Origin of the sequence: Ureibacillus sinduriensis BLB-1 = JCM 15800 (assembly GCF_000772955.1) — a bacterium.
Classification (GTDB): Bacteria; Bacillota; Bacilli; order Bacillales_A; family Planococcaceae; genus Ureibacillus; species Ureibacillus sinduriensis.
The window spans coordinates 65,552-90,366 of the sequence record NZ_JPVO01000054.1; the positions used below are offsets into that span (position 1 = coordinate 65,552).

Genomic DNA, 24,815 nt, shown 5'->3' on the forward strand with positions numbered 1-24,815 from the left:
AATCTTGTAAGATTGTTGCTTGAATAGGGGTGAAGCACATTGTTCAAATTTAATGATGAAAAAGGCAATTTAAAGTGCTCGTTCTGTGGTAAACCACAAGAACAAGTACGAAAACTAGTAGCTGGACCGGGCGTGTACATTTGTGATGAATGTATCGAGCTGTGTTCTGAAATCGTTGTGGAGGAATTAGGGGTCGAAGAAGAAATTGATTTCTCAGAAATCCCTAAACCGAAAGAAATCCTATCGATTTTGGATGAATATGTTATTGGACAAGAGCGCGCCAAAAAAGCATTAGCTGTTGCCGTGTACAATCACTATAAACGTATTAATTCGAACAGTAAAATTGATGATGTAGAATTATCAAAATCGAACATCGTTTTAATTGGACCGACAGGAAGTGGGAAAACACTGCTTGCTCAAACACTAGCTCGAATTTTAAATGTGCCGTTTGCAATTGCAGATGCGACTTCACTAACAGAGGCGGGTTATGTTGGGGAGGATGTTGAAAATATCCTTCTTAAATTGATACAAGCAGCCGATTATGACATTGAACGTGCAGAAAAAGGAATAATTTATATAGATGAAATCGACAAAGTAGCTCGTAAATCTGAAAATCCTTCTATTACGCGTGATGTTTCAGGCGAAGGTGTTCAACAAGCATTGCTGAAAATTCTTGAAGGAACTGTGGCAAGTGTTCCTCCACAAGGCGGAAGAAAGCATCCGCATCAAGAATTTTTACAAATAGATACTACGAATATTTTATTTATCGTAGGTGGGGCGTTCGACGGAATTGAACAAATCATTAAACGTCGCCAAGGACGAAAAGTAATCGGGTTCGGCTTAGATCCAAGTAAAATGGAAGAAGAAAAAGTATCCCTTCTTTCACAATTGATCCCAGAGGATTTACTGAAGTTTGGATTAATTCCGGAATTTATCGGCCGTTTACCGGTCTTAGCATCATTGGAACAACTGGATGAGGACGCATTGGTTCAAATCTTGACTGAACCAAAAAATGCTCTTGTCAAGCAGTACCAAAAAATGCTTGAGCTTGATAAAGTCGAATTGGAATTTAATGACGAAGCTTTATTGGCAATTGCAAAAGAAGCAATCGAGCGTAAAACAGGTGCACGTGGGTTACGATCCATTATTGAATCGACTATGTTGGAGATGATGTTCGAGCTTCCTTCACGCGAAGATATAGTGAAATGTATTGTAACGAAAGAAACGATCACTGATAAAGCAACACCAAAATTAATTCTTGCTGATGGCACTGAGTTAAAAAAGAACGATAAAAAAACTTCAGCTTAATTTAGCTTAAGTTCAGCATACTAAGATCGAGAGCTGACTTCGAACTTGCGTGATCAAACGCTTGTCGCAAGTCAGCTCTTTCTTCCAAAATAAACTTTATACATATTGAGTCTAATTTGAGCAATTATTTACATAATAAGTAGTAGGTAGGATAAAATGAATAAATGAGATTTGGAATTCTCATTACAAAAATTACTATGATTATGTAAGTGAAAAGTTAATCTTTTAAGACATACTAACAAAGCGGGTTGTTTCGGAAAACGTGGATGGAGGTGAATACCCGCATGAGTAAAAAAATAGAAAATATACCACTTTTACCATTACGTGGATTGCTAGTCTACCCTTCAATGGTTTTACATATCGATGTTGGGAGAGCTCGTTCAGTAGCAGCTTTAGAGCATGCAATGTTAAATGATAATCAAATCTTCTTGGCAACACAAAGGGATTTGCGTGTGGAACAGCCTAGTGAAGAAGAACTTTATTCGATTGGAACTTTGGTCAATGTAAAACAAATGCTGAAACTTCCAAACGGAACGCTACGCATACTAGTGGAAGGCATCAGTCGTGCGAAGATGGGCAACTATCAAGAACAGAAGGACTTTACGACCGTTGACGTAGAAGTTCACGAAGATGAAAAAGAAAAAGACGCTGAAATCGAGGCATTAATGCGTACACTGGTTAGTTATTTCGAAAAGTACGCAAAATCCTCAAACAAGATTACGACAGAGACAATCGACTCCATCTTGGACATCGAGGAACCTGGTCGCCTGGCAGATATTGTGGCTTCTCATCTACCATTTAAAGTTTCGGAAAAACAGGAAGTCCTTGGGATTTTCAATGTGAAGAAACGATTGGACCATTTAATTATTAGGCTTCACGATGAACAAGAAGTTTTAAACCTTGAAAAGAAAATTAATTCCAAAGTGAAACAAGCAATGGAACGTACGCAAAAAGAATACTATTTGCGTGAACAAATGAAGGCAATTCAGGCTGAGCTTGGCGACAGAGAGGGTAAAACTGGAGAAGTGGCAGATTTACGAAAGCGTCTGGAAAATGCCGGTATGCCGGAATCGACGCTTAAAGTCGCATTAAAAGAACTGGATCGCTACGAAAAGTTGCCTGCAGCAAGTGCAGAAAGCGGCGTAATTCGAAACTATATTGAATGGCTAGTGACCATTCCTTGGAAAGAAAGTACTGAAGATCGTCTTGATATTAAGCATGCCGAAGAAATTCTGGATCGTGACCATGATGGATTGGAAAAAGTGAAAGAACGTATTTTGGAATACTTATCAGTTCGTCAGTTGATGAATTCTGTACGCGGCCCGATTTTGTGTTTGGCAGGACCTCCTGGTGTGGGAAAAACTTCCTTGGCTCGATCAGTTGCTGAAAGTTTAAATCGTAATTTTGTACGCGCCTCACTCGGTGGTGTTCGGGATGAGTCGGAAATCCGTGGACACCGCAGAACCTATGTTGGAGCGATGCCAGGCCGAATTATTCAAGGGATGAAAAAAGCGGGTACAGTCAATCCGGTCTTTTTACTGGATGAAATCGACAAAATGTCGAACGACTTCCGTGGGGATCCTTCTGCTGCAATGTTAGAAGTATTAGACCCTGAACAAAACAGCAATTTTAGTGACCATTATATCGAGGAGTCATATGACTTATCGCAAGTTATGTTCATTGCAACGGCAAATGATTTGAGCACAATACCAGGTCCTTTACTTGACCGTATGGAAGTCATCTCGATTGCCGGCTATACAGAAATTGAAAAAACAATGATTACGAAAAATCATTTGATACCTAAACAAATTAGCGAAAATGGGTTAAAGAAATCACAGCTTACTATTAAAGACGAAGCAATTATTGATTTAATTCGTTATTATACACGTGAAGCCGGGGTCCGAAATCTTCAAAGGCAAATTGCTGCACTTTGTCGTAAAGCGGCTAAAATTATTGTTTCCGGCGAGAAAAAGCGTGTAACAGTCAATTCAAAAGTATTAGAAGAGATGCTAGGCAAACATCGATACCATTATGGTCAAGCCGAAGAGGAAAACCAAGTCGGGGTTGCAACGGGATTGGCCTATACGACTGTTGGTGGCGATACTCTGCAAATCGAGGTGTCGTTAACTCCAGGTAAGGGCAAGTTGATACTGACAGGTAAACTTGGGGACGTAATGAAAGAATCAGCTCAGACAGCACTATCTTATGTTCGATCACTTTCGGATACATTAAAAATTGATACGGATTATTTTGACCATAATGATATTCATATCCATGTTCCTGAAGGTGCAGTGCCGAAAGATGGTCCTTCTGCAGGGATTACAATGGCAACGGCGTTGGTATCGGCCATTTCCAATAAGCCAATTAAGCGCGAAGTTGGGATGACCGGTGAAATCACCTTGCGAGGCCGGGTCCTTCCGATTGGAGGCTTGAAAGAAAAATCGTTGGGTGCCCACCGTGCAGGATTGACTACAATTATTATTCCAAAGGATAATGAAAAAGATATTGATGATATTCCAGGGAGTATTCGTGAACAACTTACGTTTAAACCTGTATCATCTGCAGAAGAAGTGCTTAATATAGCACTTGTTGGAGGTTTTAAATAATGAAAGTCCATAATGTAGAAATGGTCATCAGCGCTGTGAAGCCGGAGCAGTATCCAGAAGATGGACTTCCTGAATTTGCACTAGCTGGTCGATCGAATGTTGGTAAATCATCATTTATCAATAAAATGATTGGAAGAAAAGCATTAGCACGCATCTCTTCGAAACCCGGAAAAACTCAAACGTTGAACTTTTACAAAATAGAAGAGCAATTGTTTTTTGTAGACGTCCCTGGATATGGCTACGCAAAAGTTTCGAAATCCGAACGTGAAGCCTGGGGTAAAATGATTGAACGATATATAACAGCGCGTAGTGTATTGCGTGCTGTTGTATTAATCATTGATTTACGTCATCCTCCTACAAATGATGACATAATGATGTATGATTTTTTGAAATATTACAACATCCCTGCGATCATTATCGCGACAAAAGCGGATAAAATCAAAAAAGGTAAATGGGACCAGCATAAAAAAGTAGTTAGGGACACATTGGAAATGGACAAAAATGATCCATTGATTGTTTTCTCGTCTGAAACCGGACTTGGTTTTGAACAGGCTTGGCAAGAAATAGAAAAACGAATGTAATGCTTACATACTTTAACGAGGCGGGGACAGAATTGGGGATTTCTTAGAATAATGGAGAAATCTATATTAAGAAATTGATATTATAAAAGTTGATTGGAGTGGAGGGGCGACTCCAGGGGGAACAGCACGAGGGAGAGACGCTCGTGTCGAGCCGTGCCATTGGATGCGCGTCCTCGCAACGGAAATCAATTTAGGCTACATCAAGAAAACACCATTTTCCTTCTTTCGGGAAAATGGTGTTTTCGGCTTATGTCCCTGCCTCATTTTGTCTAGTCCAAGGAGAAAACTTTATCGATGAGCAAAAACAGGATTAATATGACGATTCCAGAGGAAAACTGTATCGAGAAGCGAAAAAACTTATTGTTCATACGATCACCAAGGAATATAATGGTGGAATATTTGCAATATTACTTTAAAAGTCATCTTTATTGAAACATAATGTAATGTTTGTTACACTTACTTTAGAATAATTCTAATTTAAAAATGATAAATAATTTCATAACCTGTTCACAAAAAGATTATGGATAACACTTTCTTTATGTTAGAATAGAGTTTGTGAAATAGATCGTGTGAGGTGTAAAGTTCATGCATACACTTGTAGTAGGCTTGAATTATAAAACTGCGCCAGTCGAAATTCGAGAGAAATTGTCGTTTATTGAGAATGAACTTCCGAAGGCGATGGCAGCATTGAAAAAAGAAAAGAGCATATTGGAAGACGTCATTGTTTCAACTTGTAACCGAACTGAAATTTATGCGGTTGTAGACCAACTGCATACAGGACGTTATTATATTAAACAATTTTTAGCAAAGTGGTTCGAAATTCCGGTCGAGCAATTTGACGAACATCTTTACATCCGTGAAGATGACGACTCATTGCATCATCTTTTCCGTGTCACATCTGGAATCGATTCAATGGTGTTGGGTGAGACGCAAATCCTTGGACAAGTGAAGAAGAGCTTCTTGGATGCACAGGAAGTGGGGACAACAGGCACTATTTATAACCAGTTGTTCAAACAAGCTGTAACATTTGCCAAACGCGCACATAATGAAACAACAATCAATGAAAATGCAGTATCTGTTTCTTATGCGGCGGTGGAACTTGCTAAAAAGATTTTTGGTACGTTGAAAAATAAACACGTTGCTATTTTGGGAGCCGGCAAAATGGGTGAACTAGCAATCCAAAATCTCTATGGCAATGGTGTTGGTAAAGTAACGGTTGTCAATCGTACATTTGAAAAGGCAGAAAAACTTGCTTCTAAATTTAATGGGGATGCAAAATCGATGCAAGAATTACAATGTATGCTTTTAGAAGCTGATATTCTAATCAGTTCTACAGGTGCGACTGAATATGTAATTGATTTTGAATTAATGCAATTTGTTGAACGTCTGCGTAAAGGCAAGCCTTTATTTATGGTTGATATTGCCGTACCACGTGACATCGATCCACGTATAAGCGAGTTGCCTAATGTATTCTTATATGATATTGATGATTTGCAAGGAATTGTTGAGGCAAACTTAGCAGAGCGTGAGCAAGCTGCAAAGGAAATCACGGATATGATTGGACAAGAGGTAATTCAATTTAAGGATTGGTTCGCAACTCTTGGGGTCGTTCCGGTAATTTCCGCACTGCGTAAAAAAGCAAACCGCATTCAACAAGAAACGATGACAAGCATTGAGAATAAAATGCCGAATCTAACAGAGCGTGAAATCAAGATTCTAAATAAACATACGAAATCCATCATTAACCAACTATTGAAGGATCCTATATTGCAAGCGAAAGAATTGGCTAATTCTCCAAGAGCTGATCAGCAACTTCAACTTTTCCAACAAATTTTTGGCATTGAAGAAGAAGTTGTAGAAGAAGTGAATGCACAACAAAAAGAAAAAACGGTTTTCGAAAGTTCACAGAACAAAGGCGTTTTATTAGATGGGAAATTGTCATTCTAACTTTATTCAACCTTGACGTTAAGTTTTGTTACTAAGTTAAAATTTGTACAAGTCTTTTATAGATTAATACTAAAATTAATAAGACAATGTCAATTTGGTCAAGGCGTAATAATGATTGTGAAATTGAGGCGTTTTCGTATCTGTATGTTAAAATAGATACGAGGACGCCTGTTTTTACAACTTTACGTAATTTCAAACTTGCATTATTTGCTTGATAAGCATTACTGACTAAAACGTTAATGTATTTTTACATAATATTACGTAATTATTGTAAAATATGGTATTAGCTTCATAAAAGTTGTAAAAGATGAAGAAGGGTAGCGAAATGACAGAATTAGCAATGGCTTGGCTTTATGAAATAATGGTTGTCCTATATGCAACCGGTATTGTTTTTTATTTCATTGATTTTTTTTATAAGCGTGTAAAAATTCGTCGACTTGGATTTTGGTTAATCTCCATCGTATGGGTGTTGCAAACAATTTTCTTCATATTATATATTGTCGAAACAAAACGATTTCCAATTCTTTCATTAACAGAAGGAATTTATTTTTATGCCTGGTTACTTGTGACGCTATCGATTCTGCTTCATTGTATAGCACGTGTCGATTTGCCGGTGTTTTTCATCAATGTGCTGGGATTTATTTTCGTCACGATTCACCTATTTGCTCCAAATCAGGTTGAAAACCCGCTAGTGAAATCGCTTGAATCGGAAATGCTGTTCATACACATTTCCTTTGCTATACTTGCCTATGCGGCGTTTTCCCTGTCATTTGTTTTTTCAGTCTTATATTTAATATTATATCGATTACTAAAAGAGAAAAAATATACGAAATTATGGTCCAGACTGCCAGATTTACATCAAACGAGCAGGTGGATGCTTTATTCCATTTTGGTCGGTGTACCGATTATTTTTATTAGTTTGATTCTGGGTCTTGAATGGGCATTTTTGAAACTTGATGCACTGTCCATTTTTGATGTAAAAATATTGGGTTCCTTCGTTATTACAATTATTTATTTGTTGATTTTAGTACTGCATCGCAGCGGAAAACTAACGGGTCTAAATTTTGCATGGGCCCAAGTTTATACTTTTTTACTAGTTGTGATCAATTTCTTTTTGGGAAGTAAATTATCCAACTTCCACATTTGGTATTAACTTTTGTTCGTGGTTTTACAAAGGAAAGGTAGGCTTATCATGAGAAAAATTATCGTAGGTTCAAGAAGAAGCAAGTTAGCATTGACACAAACAAACTGGTTCATCAACGAGTTGAAAAATGCAGGGGTTCCTTTTGAGTTCGAGGTGAAAGAAATCGTGACAAAAGGGGATCGCATTCTAGACGTTCAACTATCTAAAGTTGGAGGTAAAGGCTTGTTTGTTAAAGAAATTGAGCAAGCTCTTTTTGATAAAGAAATCGATTTTGCAGTACATTCGATGAAGGATATGCCGGCGGTTCTTCCGGAAGGTTTAGTGATCGGTTGTATCCCACCGCGTGAGGACGCAAGAGATGCATTCATATCCAATGGACATGTCAAATTCGCTGACCTTCCAAAAGGAGCGGTAGTAGGGACAAGCTCATTACGTCGAGGTGCACAGTTGCTTCAAGCCAGACCGGACCTAGAAATTAAATGGATTCGTGGAAACGTAGAAACACGATTGGCTAAGTTGGAGAGTGAAGGTTTCGATGCGATTATCTTGGCTGCTGCAGGATTGAAAAGACTTGGTTGGAGCGACGAAGTAGTAACGGAATACTTGGATGCCGATATTTGTTTGCCAGCCGTGGCGCAAGGTACATTAGGCATTGAATGCCGTGGGGATGACCAAGAACTTTTATCGGAACTAGCAAAATTAACAGACCAAATCACTTGGAATGAAGCGCATACAGAACGGGCATTTCTTGCTGCAATGGATGGGGGTTGCCAAGTGCCGATTGCTGGATACGCAACGACTGCAGGCGATACAATCACTTTCACCGGTCTAGTAGCAGCTCCTGATTCATCAGTAATTTATAAGGAAACAGTAACGGGAACCAACCCAGAAGAACTGGGTAAGGAAGTAGCCAAAATTTTGACGGAGCAAGGGGCCTTTGATTTGATTCAAAAAGTGAAGGCTGAGCTGGATGCTTAAACCACTTCATGAAAAAACAGTCGTTGTAACAGGCTCTTCCAAAACATCGGCTGTCCTTTCCAGAATTGAGCAATTGGGTGGAGTTGCAGAATTTTATCCACTTATCAAAACTACCGAGAAGATTCTGCCGGATGATCCTGTGAAATTAGACCAGGCACAAACATTTGATTGGTTAATTTTCACGAGTCAAAATGCAGTAGAAGCTTTTTGTAAGAAAATCAAGCGTTGCGAGTTGAAACGTTTCGAATTTGGTGGGAAAATTGCATCAGTAGGTTCCAAAACAGCGGAATTATTGATAGAAAACAATTTTGATGTAAATTTTACGCCCTCAGTTTATAGTGCGGATGTATTTGTAAATGAGTTTCCGCTGATCGCAGGGCACAATCCGAGATGTTTGTTTTTAAGGGGAAATAAGGCAAAGGACACCCTGAAAAATGGGTTGCCATTTGAAATTGCGGAATGGACGGTCTATGATACAAGCGAAAACCTGTCTATCGTGGAACCATTCGTCCAACTTATCCGCTCTAGGAAACAACCTATCATTATCTTTGCTAGTCCATCTGCGGTGGATGTTTTTGCCAAGAATATTGCTCCTATCGTAGGGTGGCAAAAAGCAACATATGCATGCATAGGCCATATAACGGCAGCTAGAATTGAACATTATGGAGCTCAGGTTACATATCAGCCATCTAACTATACGATGCTGGAGGTCATAGAAGAAATACGTATGAGAGAGGGAATTAGACATGAAAGAACTTAATTTCAGAAGACATCGTCGTCTTCGTTCATCACAAGCAATGCGATCAATGGTTAAAGAAACTTACTTGCATAAAGAAGATTTAATTTATCCGATTTTTGTAATGGAAGGCGAAAACATTAAGAATCCGGTCAGTTCAATGCCCGGGGTTTTCCAATTTTCTTTAGATACATTAAATGCTGAAGTGGATGAAGTAGTAGAACTGGGTATTCCCGCGGTGATACTTTTTGGCTTGCCTGCTGAAAAAGATGCGGTGGGGACAGGCGCTTTTCATGATCATGGTATCGTTCAGGAAGCGACTCGACAAGTTAAAGAACGTCATCCCGAGCTAATCGTTATTGCAGATACTTGTCTATGTGAATTCACTGATCATGGTCATTGTGGAGTAGTTGAAGGGGAGAAAATCCTAAACGATGCTTCTCTTGATGTATTGGGTCGTACTGCCGTATCCCAAGCAAAAGCCGGGGCGGATATTATTGCGCCATCCAATATGATGGACGGTTTCGTGGCAGCCATCCGTGCTGCTTTGGATGAAGCTGGATTTGAAGATGTTCCGATTATGTCCTATGCTGTCAAATATGCTTCCGCATATTATGGGCCGTTCCGTGAAGCGGCTGATGGTGCTCCTCAATTCGGTGACCGCAAAACATATCAAATGGACCCGGCCAACCGCTTGGAAGCGTTCCGTGAAGCGGACTCAGATATTGAGGAAGGGGCAGATTTCCTAATCATCAAACCTGCTCTATCATACTTGGACATCATCCGGGATGTTCGAAATAATTACACTTTGCCTATCGTTGCCTATAATGTATCTGGTGAATATGCAATGATTAAAGCAGCTGCGCAAAATGGCTGGATTGAAGAAAAACCGGTTGTCATGGAGACTTTGCTAGGAATGAAGCGTGCAGGGGCAGACATGATCTTGACTTATCATGCAAAAGATGTCGCTCGCTGGTTGGAGGGGAAATAAGTATGACATATGAAAAATCAATTCAAGCTTTCTCTGAAGCTGTTCATTTAATGCCTGGCGGCGTAAACAGCCCTGTCCGAGCATTCAAATCTGTTAATACCGACCCTATTTTCATGGATTCAGGTAAAGGTGCCATCATTAAGGATATCGATGGCAATGAGTATATTGATTACGTTTTAAGCTGGGGCCCGCTTATTTTGGGTCATTCACACCCGCAAGTGGTAGCGGCAATTCAAGAACAGGCTGTAAAAGGTGCGTCATTTGGTGCACCAACATTGTTAGAGACTAAACTGGCTCAAATCGTCATTGATCGTGTACCTTCCGTTGAGATGGTTCGTTTTGTTTCATCGGGAACAGAAGCTACAATGGCTGCATTGCGTCTTGCACGTGGCTATACAGGAAGAGACATCATACTAAAATTTGAGGGCTCCTACCATGGGCATGGAGATTCATTATTAATCAAAGCGGGTTCAGGTGTAGCCACTCTCGGTTTGCCGGATAGCCCAGGAGTACCTGCGGATATCGCCAAAAATACAATGACGGTTGCCTACAACGATATAGAAGCAGTTCAAGTTGTATTCGAAACATATGGTGATCAAATTGCCGGAGTGATAGTTGAACCGGTAGCAGGGAACATGGGTGTAGTGCCGCCTAAACCAGGTTTCCTTGAAGGATTGCGTAAAGTGACCGAAGAAAACGGCGCCCTTCTTATCTTTGATGAAGTCATGACTGGATTCCGTGTTGATTACAACTGTGCACAAGGCTACTTTGGAGTGAACCCTGATTTAACATGCTTGGGTAAAGTAGTGGGCGGTGGCCTTCCAGTTGGCGCATTTGCAGGTAAACGCGAAATCATGGAACATATTGCACCTGCTGGTTCAGTATATCAAGCTGGAACACTATCAGGAAATCCTTTGGCCATGACAGCAGGTATTGAGACATTATCACGTTTGACACCTGAATCTTATGAGCATTTCAAAAAGCTTGGAGATCAATTAGAGGCAGGTATTCGTGAAGCTGCAACGAAGTATAATATCCCGCATACAGTCAACCGTGCCGGATCAATGATCGGGTTATTCTTGACGAATGAAGAAGTGGTCGACTTTGAATCTGCAAAAACTTCCGATTTAGCAATGTTCGCAGAATACTTCAAGTTAATGGCTGAAGAGGGCATTTATTTGCCGCCTTCCCAATTTGAAGGATTATTCATCTCTACGGCACATACGGAAGAGCATATTGCCAAAACAGTACAAGCTTTCCATAATGTTTTCGCTAAGCTTGCAAAATAAATGGTGATCTATAGTAAAGCATCTTTTTCTTTAATGAAAAAGATGCTTTATTGTTTTGGGAACTTGGACTTTTCATAAGTTAGATACACAAATAGAATAACTAGATAAAAGTGTTCAAACATAATGTAGATTTAGCATACTTGCCATCCTTCAGCATATGGTAGTTACGGGAGGGATGCAGGTGCAAAAAATTAATTGGGATATGATGACGCAATTTGTTTTTCCGGAGCAGTTAGGTCTTGTTGAAGAAGTAGTTTCGGTCGATATTAAACCAATTTGGCAGCAAATAGAAACGGAAGATTCGGTGCGTTTGGTAGGAATCTATCATATCGCAGCAGTTGCGCGCTTTAACCCAGATGAGCTACCCGAATACAGCGATGGTACATTAATTGAAGAACTCGAATTTGAGGGGAATAATGGGTATTTTGAATATGCATTGCCATTGGAGATCGATTTGCCGCGAGATAAGGTAGCCTATGATTGCACACCGGATATAAGTGTGAATGACGTTGCGCATTTTGTGTATGATGGTTCCAATTGTACTTTTAAATGGGATGTGGATTGCCAATTTAGTGAAGTGGTTGAAGGTGGTTTATTTCAATTCGAACAGCAATCTCCTATTGAATTCGACCAAGTTCCGTTACCAGAAAAACCTGTAATTGAAGAGGTTGTATCAGTCCATGAAGAAGGCGCGGAAGAATCACATCTTCAAGGGGTTGCCTCAGAATTCGAAGCAATCTCCGAAGAGCCAGCTAATGAACAAGTTGATGCGCCTCCAATAGAAGTGGCTCCTTCCTACGAAGATTTCCAATCACAAGAAGAAACAACGGAGACAGAAGAGATCCATTTTGGTGGAACAGATGGGATTTTTCCGGAAGAAACGTCATTTACTGAAGGACAACCACCTATAGAAGAGGTAAATGAAGAAGAGGACGCCATTACACTGGAAGATGCTTTAGGTAAAGCTGATGAAAGCCCGAGCTTGAAAGCTGAACCGAGCAGTTATGATGTAAGCGATGCTACGTTGGTAGAAAGCATTGCCGAACAAAAAGTGGAAGAACCTAAGTTAGAAAAAATCGACAAGGAAAAAGTTGTGGAAGCTAGAAATCAATATTTCCCTACAGATACAGATGATTTCTATAATGAGCTGACTGAATCTTATACAATACTCAACGTATCCAATAAATCCTATCGTGAATAACTGCAAAGAAACTAAAGTTTCGGTCGTGGCTGAAATTAAATAACTACCGTTTGAGATGAAGCAATATTTCCATAAGTAGACGATAGGTCAGTGGTTCTGGCGTGTTATCTTTAAAATTTTTCTTCCTTTCATTAAAATTGTTGTCACTTTAAAACTGTTGATGGTATATTATACTTTAAGAACAGTAATACTTTGTGTATACAGAGTCTCTTTCCAAATTTGAGAATTGAGACAAAAGAAGCAAAGTAAAAGTGAATAATGTTGGATGCGTTGAAAAGGAAGAGTAAAATGTTCTTGCTTGCTATAGAGAGGAAACGGTAGCTGAAAAGTTTCTGTGAGCAATCATTTGAAGGTAGCCTTGGAGCAGCTTTTGTGAAATAGCAGTAGCAAAATGCCGGGAAAACCCCGTTATCTTAATCGAGAGCCGAGAACTTGGTGGAAGTCCTTTAAAATTTAATTGGATGACACTAAACTCGGAACTAAAGGTGGTACCGCGAATCAAAACTCCTTCGTCCTTTTATTAGGGCGATAGGAGTTTTTTTATTTTTGTTTCGCCGCTTGCCAAAAAACTATATAAGGAGGAGTCAATATGACAGAACAACAAAACTTATCAATGCCAACAAAGTATGATCCACAAAGTATTGAAACAGGACGCTATGAATGGTGGCTGCAAGGGAAATTTTTCGAAGCACAGCCGGAAAGTGGGAAACAACCTTATTCCATCGTAATTCCGCCTCCCAACGTAACAGGTAAATTGCACCTAGGGCACGCTTGGGATACAACATTGCAGGATATCCTCATTCGTATGAAACGCATGCAAGGCTATGACGCTCTTTGGTTACCAGGGATGGACCATGCCGGCATCGCGACGCAAGCAAAAGTAGAAGAAAAACTTCGTGCAGACGGCATTACACGCTATGACTTGGGGCGCGAAAAGTTCCTTGAAAAAACATGGGAATGGAAAGATGAATACGCCAGCCATATACGCGCACAATGGGCAAAACTTGGTCTAGCATTAGACTATTCACGTGAACGCTTCACCTTGGATGAAGGTTTATCAGATGCGGTAAAAGAAGTATTTGTCAAATTGTATGAAAAAGGGTTAATTTACCGTGGCGAACGAATTATAAACTGGGATCCGGCAGCCAAAACGGCATTATCCGACATCGAAGTAATCCATAAAGAAGTAGAAGGTGCTTTCTACCATATGGAATATCCACTAGCCGATGGATCTGGCAAACTGCGTGTTGCTACAACGCGCCCGGAAACGATGCTTGGGGATTCTGGCGTTGCTGTACACCCGGAAGATGAACGTTATAAACATCTAATTGGGAAAACAGTGATTCTTCCAATCGTTGGCCGGGAAATTCCGATTGTTGCAGATACGTATGTTGACATGGAATTCGGAACAGGGGTCGTTAAAATGACGCCTGCGCATGATCCAAATGACTTTGAGGTTGGTAACCGTCATAACCTGGAACGTATCCTTGTTATGAATGAAGATGGTTCAATGAATGATCTAGCCGGAAAATATGCCGGAATGGATCGTTTCGAATGCCGAAAACAAATTGTCAAAGATTTGCAAGAAGCTGGCGTATTAGTTGAAATTGAGCCGCATGTTCACCAAGTAGGCCACTCCGAACGTTCGGGTGCTGTTGTTGAACCTTATCTATCAGCGCAATGGTTTGTTAAAATGGGGCCGTTAGCTGAAGAAGCTTTACAAATGCAAAAACAAGAGAACGAAAAGGTAAACTTCATACCGAATCGCTTCGAAAATACTTATAACCGTTGGATGGAAAATATCCATGACTGGTGTATTTCCCGTCAATTATGGTGGGGGCATCAAATTCCGGCTTGGTATCATAATGAAACAGGCGAAATTTATGTAGGAAAAGATGCACCTAGTGATGCCGAAAATTGGACGCAAGACGAAGACGTGTTGGACACTTGGTTCTCCTCGGCTCTATGGCCGTTTTCGACTATGGGCTGGCCGGATACAGAAAATGAAGAATTCAAACGTTACTATCCGACAAGTGCATTAGTTACAGGCTATGATATTATTTTCTTCTGGGTATCACGCATGATTTTCCAGGGCAAAGAATTTACTGGTGAACGTCCATTCAAGGATGTATTAATCCATGGTTTAATTCGTGACGGTGAAGGACGCAAAATGAGTAAGTCACTTGGAAATGGTGTTGACCCGATGGAAGTTATCGACCAATACGGTGCAGACGCGCTTCGTTATTTCTTGGCGACAGGTTCATCCCCAGGTCAAGATTTGCGTTATACAACCGAAAAAGTAGAATCTGTTTGGAACTTTGCCAACAAGATTTGGAATGCTTCCCGTTTTGCCCTCATGAATATGGAAGGGATGACATACGAAGAAATCGATTTGACGGGAAATCTAAATGTTGCCGATAAATGGATTTTAACTCGATTGAATGAAACAATTGAACGTGTGACAGCTTTATCCGATAAATACGAGTTCGGTGAAGTCGGTCGTGAGCTTTATAACTTCATTTGGGATGACTTCTGTTCTTGGTATATCGAAATGGCGAAGTTGCCACTTTATAGTGAAGATGAAGCGGCAAAGAAAACAACTCGCTCAGTATTAGCTTTTGTTCTGGATAACACAATGCGACTGCTTCATCCAATGATGCCGTTTATTACCGAAGAAATTTGGCAGCATCTTCCTCACGAAGGGGACTCGATTACAGTGGCGGCATGGCCGACTGTAAAAAAAGAGTTCAATTTTGCTCAAGATGCAGAGAGCATGAAGCTTCTGACTGAGATTATCCGTTCTGTGCGCAATATCCGTGCGGAAGTTAATACGCCGATGAGTAAAAAAGTGCCTTTGACAATTTCAGCAAATGAAGAACTAATTGCCGGTATTCTGGAAGCGAATAAAGGATACATCGAAAAATTCTGCAACCCTGAAACGTTGACGATTGGTACTTCTTTGGAAGCGCCAGCCCAATCGATGACGGCTGTAGTAACAGGCGCTGAAATCTACTTGCCGCTAGCAGGATTGATTAATCTGGATGAAGAGATTTCACGTCTTGAGAAAGAGCTGGAAAAATGGGCAAAAGAAGTGAAGTTGGTAAATGGCAAGCTTTCTAACGAAAAATTCGTTTCAAAAGCACCAGAGAGCTTAGTTGCAAAAGAACGTGAAAAACTAGCGGAATATGAAGAAAAACACGAAGCAGTTGAAAAACGTTTGGCAGAGTTAAGAAGTATGTAACAATGTAATAATAACCTTTGGAATTCTCTCGAGGATAGGGGACTGAAGCAAACTTGAAATTCGGAGTTTGCTGCAGTCTCTTTTTGTTTTAAAGGAGAAGTGGTTGATTTGCCTCGCTTTTAATAGCAAGGGCGCAAGGCTTCTTTGATTGGAGTTATAAAGAAGGCTGGCGCTGTGTTTAGCCGCACCCGTACTGCCGATAAGACAAAAGGAAGAGTGAAGGCGGCAGAATTGTCTAATAGAAACGGGCTAATAGACAGAAGGAAGGGCTGAGCCAGGGAGAGTGTCCAATAGAAGTGGTCTAAAGGACAAAGCTAAGTACCAAGGCAGGCAAATTGCCTAATAGGAGCAGTCTAATAGACAAAGCGAACAGCCAAGCCGGGAAAGTGTCCAATAGAAGTGTCCTAAAAGACAAAGCGGAGAATCAAGGCAGGCGAATTGTCCAATAGAAGCAGTCTAATAGACAAAACGAACGGCCGAACGGGGAATAGGAGTGGTCTAAAGGACAGAATGAACGGTGAAGGCGGCAAAAATGTCCAATAGGAACGGTCTAAAGGACAAAGCTAAGTACCAAGGCAGGCAAATTGTCTAATAGGAGCAGTCTAATAGACAAAACGCATAGTGAAGGCGACAGAACTGTCCAATAGAAGTGGTCTAAAAGACAGAAGGGACGTCTGAGCCAGGGGGAGTGTCCAATAGGAGCAATCTAAAAGACAAAACGAAGCACCAAGCCAAGGAGACTGTCCAATAGAAGTAGCTTAATAGATATAACAAAGAATCACCAGGCGAATTGTCCAATAAAAACAGTGTAAAAGCCACACAAAATGCCAAGCTAGGAAAACTATCCAATAGATAAAGCTAATGAGACAGAACCAACTCACGAGCCAGGTGAATTTGTCTAAGTGAAACGATCCACTCGCCAATATGAGCCGATCATTAAAATCAAAATTTCCTGTTGACCTACGAAGCCCAAAAAACTTACCATTTGCCACAATAACCCGCAAATTAATATTTTTCCTCGCTTATGTTTTTGTTATTTTACAATTGCAACAGAGTGTGCGAAAGTTTAACTATATAACTATTTTTGATACTTAGGAGATAATACTATGTTTCATTCCATAGAAGAATGTACCGATTTTATTTTTAAGTTAAGGGCAAGTACATATAAAGGCAAGCCTCTCGAGGCGGTACGAAGAATATTATTTGAATTGGATAATCCGCATGAAAAAGTGAAATTCATCCATTTTGCTGGTTCGAACGGAAAGGGATCGACGCTTAATGCGACACGGGAAATATTAATGGAGCATGGAATGCGTATAGGGGCATTTATATCGCCTCATCTAGAACGGGTGAATGAGCGTATCACGATTGATAACGAGCAAATAACGGACGAAGATTTTCTTAAATATGCAAACTCGATCGATCATATTATTCGAACGAAGCTGGATGGGCAGTATCCTAGTTTTTTTGAAATAATGACCGTTATTGCATGCTTGCACTTTGCGAATGAAGCGATGGATGTTGCTTTAATGGAAACCGGCATTGGTGGCCGAATCGATTCGACCAATATCATCACCCCGGAAGTTTCGGTAATTACGACAATATCTCTGGAACATACAGAGATATTGGGGGATACCATTGAAAAAATAGCTTATGAGAAAGCCGGAATTGTGAAACCCGGAAAACCGGTAGTAGTAGGCGTCAAGCAATCGGAAGCAAGGGAAGTCATAAAACAAAAAGCAATCCAATGTCATTCTGAATGCTTCTCTATAAACGAAGAAATAATGATTAATAACATAAAGAAAGGGTCCCCACAATATTTCGATTTTTCTTTTGGGGACGTTGAGATCAATCACATTCCCATAGCAATGCAAGGACACCATCAAATACACAATGCCGCACTTGCGATTGCCGCTTCATATTTGTTTGATCCAGCAATTGCTGAAACTACAATTCGCAACGCATTAAGAAAGGCGCGATGGGAAGGGCGTTTCGAAAGGTTGAACAACCAAGTCATTATTGATGGGGCCCATAATTCTGAAGGAACTGAAGCTTTAATAAACACCTTGATTGAACTATACCCTGACAAAAAGTATAGGTTCATTTATGCTGCCCTCCAAGATAAGGACCATGCAGTCAGTATCTCCATGATGGATCAGGTAGCCGCTTCAATGAGCTTTACACAAATAGACTTGCCAAGAGCAGCAAAGGCAGCCGTACTCGCATCTCAGTCAAATCATTCAAATATCCGTTTTAGTGAAAATTGGGAACAGGTAATAAAGGATGAGATTACTACTTTGCAAGAGAATGAACTGTTGATTATAACAGGATCTTTATATTTTATAGCTGAAGCACGGAAATTTTTAGTAGAGAAGGTTGAAATACGTGATACCGAGATTGGATGACTATAAGAAAAAATGGGATGTTGCAAGTGATCAATCGATTAAGCCTGGGCTGGATGCGATGAGGGAAGCCCTGGACTTGTTAAATAACCCTGAACAAAAGATAGCGTTTGTTCATATAGCGGGTACGAATGGAAAGGGTTCTACGCTCACCTTTTTGGAACACATATCCAGAAGTCATGGATTGAATGTTGGAAAGTTCATGTCTCCTTGCATATACGATGTGCACGATCAAATACAAATTAATGGCGACCCGATCTCGGAAAATGAAATGGACGATATTTTCGTTCAGCTAAAAAACGCCGGACTCAGCGGGAAATTAACGGATTTTGAACTGTTGACTTGTGTGGCATTTCTTCATTTTTCTCAGCAAGAGGTAGATTTCGTATTATTGGAAACCGGTATGGGGGGGCGGGAAGATAGTACGAATGTCATCACGCCAATCGTATCCATTATCACAAGTATTGCACTGGAGCATACAAAGTTCCTTGGCCCGACAATTGAAAGTATTGCTTCGCATAAGGCGGGGATCATTAAACAAAGTATCCCCGTCGTTGTCGGTAGATTGCCGAAAGAGGCCATTTCTGTAATTGAATCCGAGGCATTTAAAAAACATGCGCCCCTAATTGAACTTGGAGATCATTTTGAAGTGTCGATTGAAGGTTCATTCGATGTTTATAAAAACGATGAAAAAGGGTTGGAGATCCAAAGATTACTCCGCGCTTTGCCAGGAAACCATCAAGCCGACAACATGGCGCTTGCCATCACCGCATTTTTTGAAGTTGCCGAGTATTTCAAATTAGCGGTTGATCTAGATAAAATAAGAAAAGGCATCTTAGAGTCCGTTTTGCCCGGTCGATTTGAGGAAGTCTTGCCGAATGTTTACTTCGATGGGGCTCATAATCCACAAAGTGCGGAGAAACTTGTCCAGACCATCAAGGCGAAATTTCCGAACGAGAAAGTTCGGTTTGTCGTAGGGATGCTGGCCGATAAAGATGTTGGGGCAGTATTGAGACTGCTGGAAAAGGTAAGTTATGAATTTTATTTTGTTGACTTTATAAATGATCGGGCGATGACATCCACAGAAATACTCTCTCTTTCTCGCGCATCGCAAGCCGCATCGTTAGAGGATCCGATTACTTTCCTAAAAAATGCTTCAACAAACGGTGGCAAAACCTTTGTAACGGGATCTCTTTATTTATTGACTGAGATTAGAAAGGAAATAATAAAAAATAAAATTTGATCGGAATGTGTTTTAAACACGCATCATTTGTAGATATTACTAGTAAGTAGTGTCGAAGTGAATCTTTTTATAGCATTTATTGCGAAATGTTTTTTAAGTGAGACGACATCTGTCTCGCTTTTTTTTAACTTATATTTGTTACCGTTAGCATATGAGGTGATGCGTATGAAATTTCCTAATGCAATAGGAAGGCGAGAACTTAAAAATGCAGCAGTGATCGGTTCCATTGCGGGCCTCGCTGGCGTCCTATTTTTTATACTTTTGCTCAGTTCCATGGGTTCTTCAACAGAGCAGCCGCAACAACAGGCAAGCTCGGACGAAGGGCAGGAAGAAATCATCCCTGTACAATCATCCAATGATTCGAGTGAAGTAATTGAGGGCAATTCTTCAGCAGAATTTTTTGCAAATCAATATGGTGTGTTTACGAGTAAAGAGTCTGCATCGGATTTCATCTCGGAATACCCTGTTTTAAATACAAGTGCAACAGTGGAAGTGGATGGGAAATTCTATGTTTGGTCGTCGATCACACCAATTAGGGAAGAACTGATTTTATCAAGCAATCCAACTTCTTTTGCAAAGTCCTTCAAGTTTTCAACCGAGGCTTGCACAGAGGAGACGTTAAAAGGATTGCCTACTGTTTTAGAAAGCAATGATCCGTCAAAATTTTATTTTCAAGATGGCAATGTCCCAGACAATATTCCGCAAGATTGGCAATCGATAACATCAGCGCTATCAAGCTTTTCACAGGATTTGGGCATTACGCGTCTACACTTGGTCGCCCATTATTTTGAACAAAATGATTGCATGAAAATCGAGTTTTAAACAAGATATGAGTGTGAAAGCTTATTTTTCAAAAATGCAACGGATTTTTCAAAATTCCATTCCTCGGCTATTATTAGAGCAGGAGGAATGGATATGAATTTTAAAACGAATCATCAGCTTGTTTTGGCGTCTGCATCACCTAGAAGAAAAGAACTCTTTTCAAAATTGGGTATTCCTTTCGAAGTAATATCGAGCAATGTTGAAGAAACATCCGTAAGAGCTGAGGCGATGGATGCCTATGTACGTGAAGTGGCATTGTTAAAAGCGCGTGATGTAGCAAAAAAAGAGAAGGATAAAACAATTATTGGTGCGGATACGGTAGTGACCTTCGAGGGAACACTGCTACACAAGCCGAAAAATGCACAAGAAGCAATTACTCATTTAACCAGATTGTCGGAAAAATCCCATCTGGTAATGACGGCGGTGGTCATTATTCTGCCGGATGGAGCGGAAGAAGTTTTTGTTGAAGAAACAAAGGTGCATTTTAAGAAATTAAACAGGGAACTGATTGAAAGTTATGTAGAAACCGGCGACCCTTTCGACAAGGCTGGTGGCTATGGCATTCAAACGGATGGTGTATTTTTTGTGGATCATATCGTTGGTGACTATAACAATGTAGTGGGATTGCCGTTAGCAAGCCTATTCGAAAAACTGGTCGCATTAAACATTCTAAAACTATAGGAAGTGATAATTGAATGACGATTGCCCTATTTCCCGAGCCTAAAATACGCGACGTACATGTAGAAGACCGGCCGAGGGAGAGGTTGATTCGACAGGGAGCCCAGAGTTTATCGAATCAAGAATTGATCGCCATATTATTGCGGACCGGCACGAAACAAGAGTCCGTGTTAACTCTTTCTAATCGCGTTTTAACTTATTTCGAAAAGCTGCATGGATTAAAGCACGCGACAATCGAAGAAATCATGTCGATCAAAGGAATTGGAGAAGCGAAGGCCGTTCAACTCCTGGCGGCCATAGAGCTTGGGAGAAGACTATCCCAAAAGCAGGTAGACGAGCGATTTACAATTCGTTCCCCACAAGATGCAGCTACTTTTTTAATGCCCGAAATGTCTTCGCTTCAGCAGGAACATTTTGTGGTTTTATTTTTGAATGTAAAAAATCAAGTGATGCATAAACAAACTATTTTTATAGGAAGTTTAAACTCCAGCATCGTACATCCACGGGAAATCTTCCGCGAAGCTGTGAAACGTTCCGCGGCATCCATTATATGCTCGCACAATCACCCTTCCGGCAATGCAACGCCGAGTCCCGAGGATATTGAAGTGACCAAACGGCTGCAAGAAGCGGGATACATTATCGGAATCGAACTGATTGATCATGTCATCATCGGAGATCATCAATATATTAGCCTGAAAGAAAAAGGATACATGTAATTTATATAAAAGATTTTAGTCGGATGTCCAACTTTTTTGGATGTGCGACTTTTTTTGGGGCAAATTAATATAAAATAGCATTATAAACAAATGACATCATTATTACAATTGATTGAAGGAAGGCGTCGACAACAGTAATTGCAAGGCAATTATATTTCATTTTCATTTCAAAGAACCTATTCCATTCTTTTTCGTCATTACAATGGAGTACTTGTTACGTGAATGTAAAAACTTACATAATTATTTTATTTGTTTCATGGACAAATTCGAAATAAAATGAAGAATGTCGAATAAAAATGAATCATTAGAGAAATATGGTAGAACAGTACATGTGACACTATAAATTCTCGATCTTTTCAGCTATAATAATTCTTATGATTTTAAGCGCTATTAATAGATGGCTTAAAGAAGAAAGGGAGTACTAAATTTGTTTGGATTAGGGAATAAGGATGTCGGGATTGATCTTGGCACAGCGAATACACTAGTTTTCATTAAAGGAAAAGGGATTGTATTAAGAGAACCTTCTGTAGTAGCAAAAAATACAAAAACTGGGGACATTGTTGCAGTTGGTAATGATGCGAAAAATATGATCGGTCGTACACCGGGGTCAATCGTGGCCATCAGACCGATGAAAGACGGGGTTATTGCGGATTTCGATATTACAACATCGATGATTCAATATTACCTTAAGCAAGCTTTAAAAAATTCAGGATCTAATTGGAAAAAACCAAATGTAATGATTTGTGTGCCTTATGGAATTACGTCTGTCGAGCAGCGTGCGGTAATCGATGCATCTCGACAAGCCGGGGCAAAAGAAGCCTTTACAATTGAAGAACCTTTTGCAGCGGCAATTGGTGCAGACCTTCCTGTATGGGATCCAACTGGTTCCATGGTTGTTGATATCGGTGGAGGTACAACAGAAGTTGCCGTCATTTCATTGGGTGGCATTGTAACAAGTGAATCGGTTCGTATCGGTGGAGATGCAATGGACCATTCAATCATCAGTTATATTCGTAAAACGTATAATCTTACTATCGGTGAGCGTACTGCAGAAAAAATCAAAATAGAAATTGGTACAGCCCGTGTAGATGATAGCAATGAAAAAATGGAAATCCGTGGACGTGATTTATTAACTGGATTGCCAAAAACAATTGAAATTACTGCAGAAGAAATTTCTGATTCCTTGAAAGAAGCGATTTCAGCTATAATTGATGGAGTGAAGAAAACGTTGGAACAAACCCCTCCAGAGCTTTCCGCGGACGTAATGGAAAGAGGAATCGTGTTAACTGGCGGTGGGGCGCTACTACGCAACCTCGATAAAGTTATCAGCGACGAAACAAATATGCCTGTGTTTATCGCGGAAAATCCACTAGATTGTGTGGCAATTGGTACAGGTAAAGCTTTAGACCATATTGATTTAGTTCGTTCTCAACAGATGAAAGGGTAGGGAGGATTCGCAATGCCACATTTTACGAACAAGAAATTAATACTGCTGCTAGTTGGCACAATTTTCCTTGTGGCATTGATTAGCTTCTCTTTACGAGATCGACAAAACGCAAGCGTTCCGGAACAATTTATTAAAGACACAGTTGGTTTTGCACAATCCATTGTTGCAAAACCAGCAAATTACATAACAGGTATTTTTAATGATATTAATTCTTTATTAAATACGTACGAAGAAAATAAACGTCTAAAAATGCGTTTGGAAGATTTTGCAGTGCTTCAAGCAGAAGTTAATACTTTGCAATCTGAAAATAAATCTTTAAAAGAACTGGTAGAAAAAGAGGATAGTTTGAAAGACTTTGATCCGCTGAAAGCAACTGTCATTGCCAGAAATCCTGATCAATGGGAAGAAAAAATCATTTTGAATAAAGGGTCATCTCATGGTGTCCAATTAAATATGGCGGTAATGACAGCGAACGGCTTAATCGGTAAAATCAGCTTAGTGACGCCTTTCACATCAGAAGTGGAGCTATTATACTCGAACAATCCAAACTATCGTGTATCCGCGATTGTTCAAGGAGAAAAATCGGATGTTTTTGGTTTAATAGAAGGATATGACACGGAGCGTAATGAATTAATATTAAAGAGAATCGATTCAAGCTTCAAAGTAAATAAGGGTGAACAGGTTGTAACATCGGGTTTAGGCGGGATTTATCCAAAAGGCATATTGATCGGAGAAGTAACAGAAGTAACAACCGATGATTATGGTCTAACTAAAATGGCCTATGTCAAGCCGGCGGCAAGTTTTTCAATGTTGGAGGATGTTATAATCGCTTTAAGAACTTCAATATCTGTCGATGGTTCCGATGGCTCGGGTACGAATGCCGATTTGACAAATGGTACTGAAAATGAAACTACTGATACTAATGAAGGTGAAGAATAGATGATACGATTCTTGATTCCCTTTGTAGCGGTTGTTTTATTTTTGTTAGAGCCAGAGTTTGCATTATTTTCACCAATTAGTTGGGGAGAACAAACACTAGTTTTAGTACCTAGGTTTGTCATTCTTTATTTGATATTTATTTCAATATACTACAGTAGAAAGAGAGCATGTCTATATGGTTTGATTTTTGGGCTCTTGTATGATGTGTTCTACATTGATATTATTGGATTATATTCCTTTTTATATCCACTTCTTTGTTTTGTTGCTGGCTCGACTGTAAAATTTATCCATCAACATTTGAGTGTCACAACAATATTATCCGTAGTGCTAGTAGCTATAATGGAAGTTTTTTTGTATTATTTCTTTCATTTTATTCAGTTTACAACAATTCCGGTAAGCGATTTTTTAAGCAACCGTTTACTTCCTACTATTATCGCAAACCTATTATTTTTAATAATGCTTGGTTGGGCATTTAAATATTTAATCAATGCGCGTTTGTTACAGCGTGCCCGAGATAATTCTTAAATTGACTTGGCGTGAGGTGTC

The 24,815-nt window shown here is 39.9% G+C and carries 19 protein-coding genes and 1 other annotated feature; all 19 genes read left to right on the forward strand.

Annotated features, from left to right (window positions below; translation table 11 throughout):
* The first annotated feature begins 39 nt into the window (after positions 1-39).
* Positions 40-1,308: an ATP-dependent protease ATP-binding subunit ClpX gene (gene clpX, locus CD33_RS14345; protein WP_036201704.1), complete on the forward strand. Its 1,269-nt coding sequence runs from the start codon at positions 40-42 to the stop codon at positions 1,306-1,308.
* A 284-nt stretch (positions 1,309-1,592) separates the two neighbouring features.
* Positions 1,593-3,914: an endopeptidase La gene (lon, locus tag CD33_RS14350; RefSeq protein ID WP_036201705.1), complete on the forward strand. Its 2,322-nt coding sequence runs from the start codon at positions 1,593-1,595 to the stop codon at positions 3,912-3,914.
* Complete coding sequence (gene yihA, locus CD33_RS14355) at positions 3,914-4,495, forward strand: ribosome biogenesis GTP-binding protein YihA/YsxC (protein ID WP_036201706.1); 582 nt, start codon at positions 3,914-3,916, stop codon at positions 4,493-4,495. The genes lon and yihA overlap by 1 nt, the downstream gene beginning before the upstream one ends.
* Before the next feature lie 585 nt (positions 4,496-5,080).
* Positions 5,081-6,442: a glutamyl-tRNA reductase gene (hemA, locus tag CD33_RS14360; protein ID WP_036201707.1), complete on the forward strand. Its 1,362-nt coding sequence runs from the start codon at positions 5,081-5,083 to the stop codon at positions 6,440-6,442.
* A gap of 325 nt (positions 6,443-6,767) precedes the next feature.
* Positions 6,768-7,595, forward strand: coding sequence for a cytochrome C assembly family protein (locus tag CD33_RS14365; protein ID WP_036201708.1), 828 nt, complete (start codon positions 6,768-6,770; stop codon positions 7,593-7,595).
* 39 nt (positions 7,596-7,634) lie between these two features.
* Positions 7,635-8,564, forward strand: coding sequence for a hydroxymethylbilane synthase (gene hemC, locus CD33_RS14370; RefSeq protein ID WP_036201709.1), 930 nt, complete (start codon positions 7,635-7,637; stop codon positions 8,562-8,564).
* On the forward strand, positions 8,557-9,324 hold the full coding sequence (locus CD33_RS14375; protein ID WP_036201710.1) for a uroporphyrinogen-III synthase: 768 nt from the start codon (positions 8,557-8,559) through the stop codon (positions 9,322-9,324). The genes hemC and CD33_RS14375 overlap by 8 nt, the downstream gene beginning before the upstream one ends.
* Complete coding sequence (hemB, locus tag CD33_RS14380) at positions 9,311-10,291, forward strand: porphobilinogen synthase (protein WP_036201711.1); 981 nt, start codon at positions 9,311-9,313, stop codon at positions 10,289-10,291. The genes CD33_RS14375 and hemB overlap by 14 nt, the downstream gene beginning before the upstream one ends.
* A 2-nt stretch (positions 10,292-10,293) precedes the next feature.
* Positions 10,294-11,580: a glutamate-1-semialdehyde 2,1-aminomutase gene (gene hemL / locus CD33_RS14385; protein ID WP_036201712.1), complete on the forward strand. Its 1,287-nt coding sequence runs from the start codon at positions 10,294-10,296 to the stop codon at positions 11,578-11,580.
* A 181-nt stretch (positions 11,581-11,761) separates the two neighbouring features.
* On the forward strand, positions 11,762-12,781 hold the full coding sequence (locus tag CD33_RS19575; protein ID WP_052130269.1) for a hypothetical protein: 1,020 nt from the start codon (positions 11,762-11,764) through the stop codon (positions 12,779-12,781).
* A 261-nt stretch (positions 12,782-13,042) separates the two neighbouring features.
* Positions 13,043-13,301 (forward strand) — a binding site (T-box leader).
* 69 nt (positions 13,302-13,370) lie between these two features.
* Positions 13,371-16,022 carry a valine--tRNA ligase gene (locus CD33_RS14395; RefSeq protein ID WP_036201713.1) on the forward strand — a complete coding sequence of 884 codons (2,652 nt, stop codon included), beginning with the start codon at positions 13,371-13,373 and terminating at the stop codon, positions 16,020-16,022.
* Between the two features lie 1,106 nt (positions 16,023-17,128).
* On the forward strand, positions 17,129-18,427 hold the full coding sequence (locus CD33_RS14400) for a bifunctional folylpolyglutamate synthase/dihydrofolate synthase (RefSeq protein ID WP_036201714.1): 1,299 nt from the start codon (positions 17,129-17,131) through the stop codon (positions 18,425-18,427).
* On the forward strand, positions 18,408-19,667 hold the full coding sequence (locus CD33_RS14405) for a bifunctional folylpolyglutamate synthase/dihydrofolate synthase (RefSeq protein ID WP_036201715.1): 1,260 nt from the start codon (positions 18,408-18,410) through the stop codon (positions 19,665-19,667). The genes CD33_RS14400 and CD33_RS14405 overlap by 20 nt, the downstream gene beginning before the upstream one ends.
* 165 nt (positions 19,668-19,832) lie before the next feature.
* Entirely contained in the window at positions 19,833-20,489 is a 657-nt protein-coding gene (locus CD33_RS14410; RefSeq protein ID WP_036201716.1) for a hypothetical protein, read from the forward strand.
* Positions 20,490-20,582: 93 nt separating this feature from the next.
* Positions 20,583-21,170 carry a Maf family protein gene (locus tag CD33_RS14415; protein WP_036201717.1) on the forward strand — a complete coding sequence of 196 codons (588 nt, stop codon included), beginning with the start codon at positions 20,583-20,585 and terminating at the stop codon, positions 21,168-21,170.
* A 14-nt stretch (positions 21,171-21,184) separates the two neighbouring features.
* On the forward strand, positions 21,185-21,883 hold the full coding sequence (gene radC / locus CD33_RS14420; RefSeq protein WP_036201718.1) for a RadC family protein: 699 nt from the start codon (positions 21,185-21,187) through the stop codon (positions 21,881-21,883).
* A gap of 427 nt (positions 21,884-22,310) precedes the next feature.
* Entirely contained in the window at positions 22,311-23,330 is a 1,020-nt protein-coding gene (locus CD33_RS14425) for a rod shape-determining protein (protein ID WP_036201719.1), read from the forward strand.
* A gap of 12 nt (positions 23,331-23,342) precedes the next feature.
* Positions 23,343-24,269: a rod shape-determining protein MreC gene (mreC, locus tag CD33_RS14430; RefSeq protein ID WP_036201720.1), complete on the forward strand. Its 927-nt coding sequence runs from the start codon at positions 23,343-23,345 to the stop codon at positions 24,267-24,269.
* The gene (gene mreD / locus CD33_RS14435; protein WP_036201721.1) at positions 24,270-24,794 is read left to right on the forward strand and encodes a rod shape-determining protein MreD; all 525 of its coding nucleotides are present in this window, start codon (positions 24,270-24,272) and stop codon (positions 24,792-24,794) included. It begins immediately after the preceding gene.
* Positions 24,795-24,815: the final 21 nt, after the last annotated feature.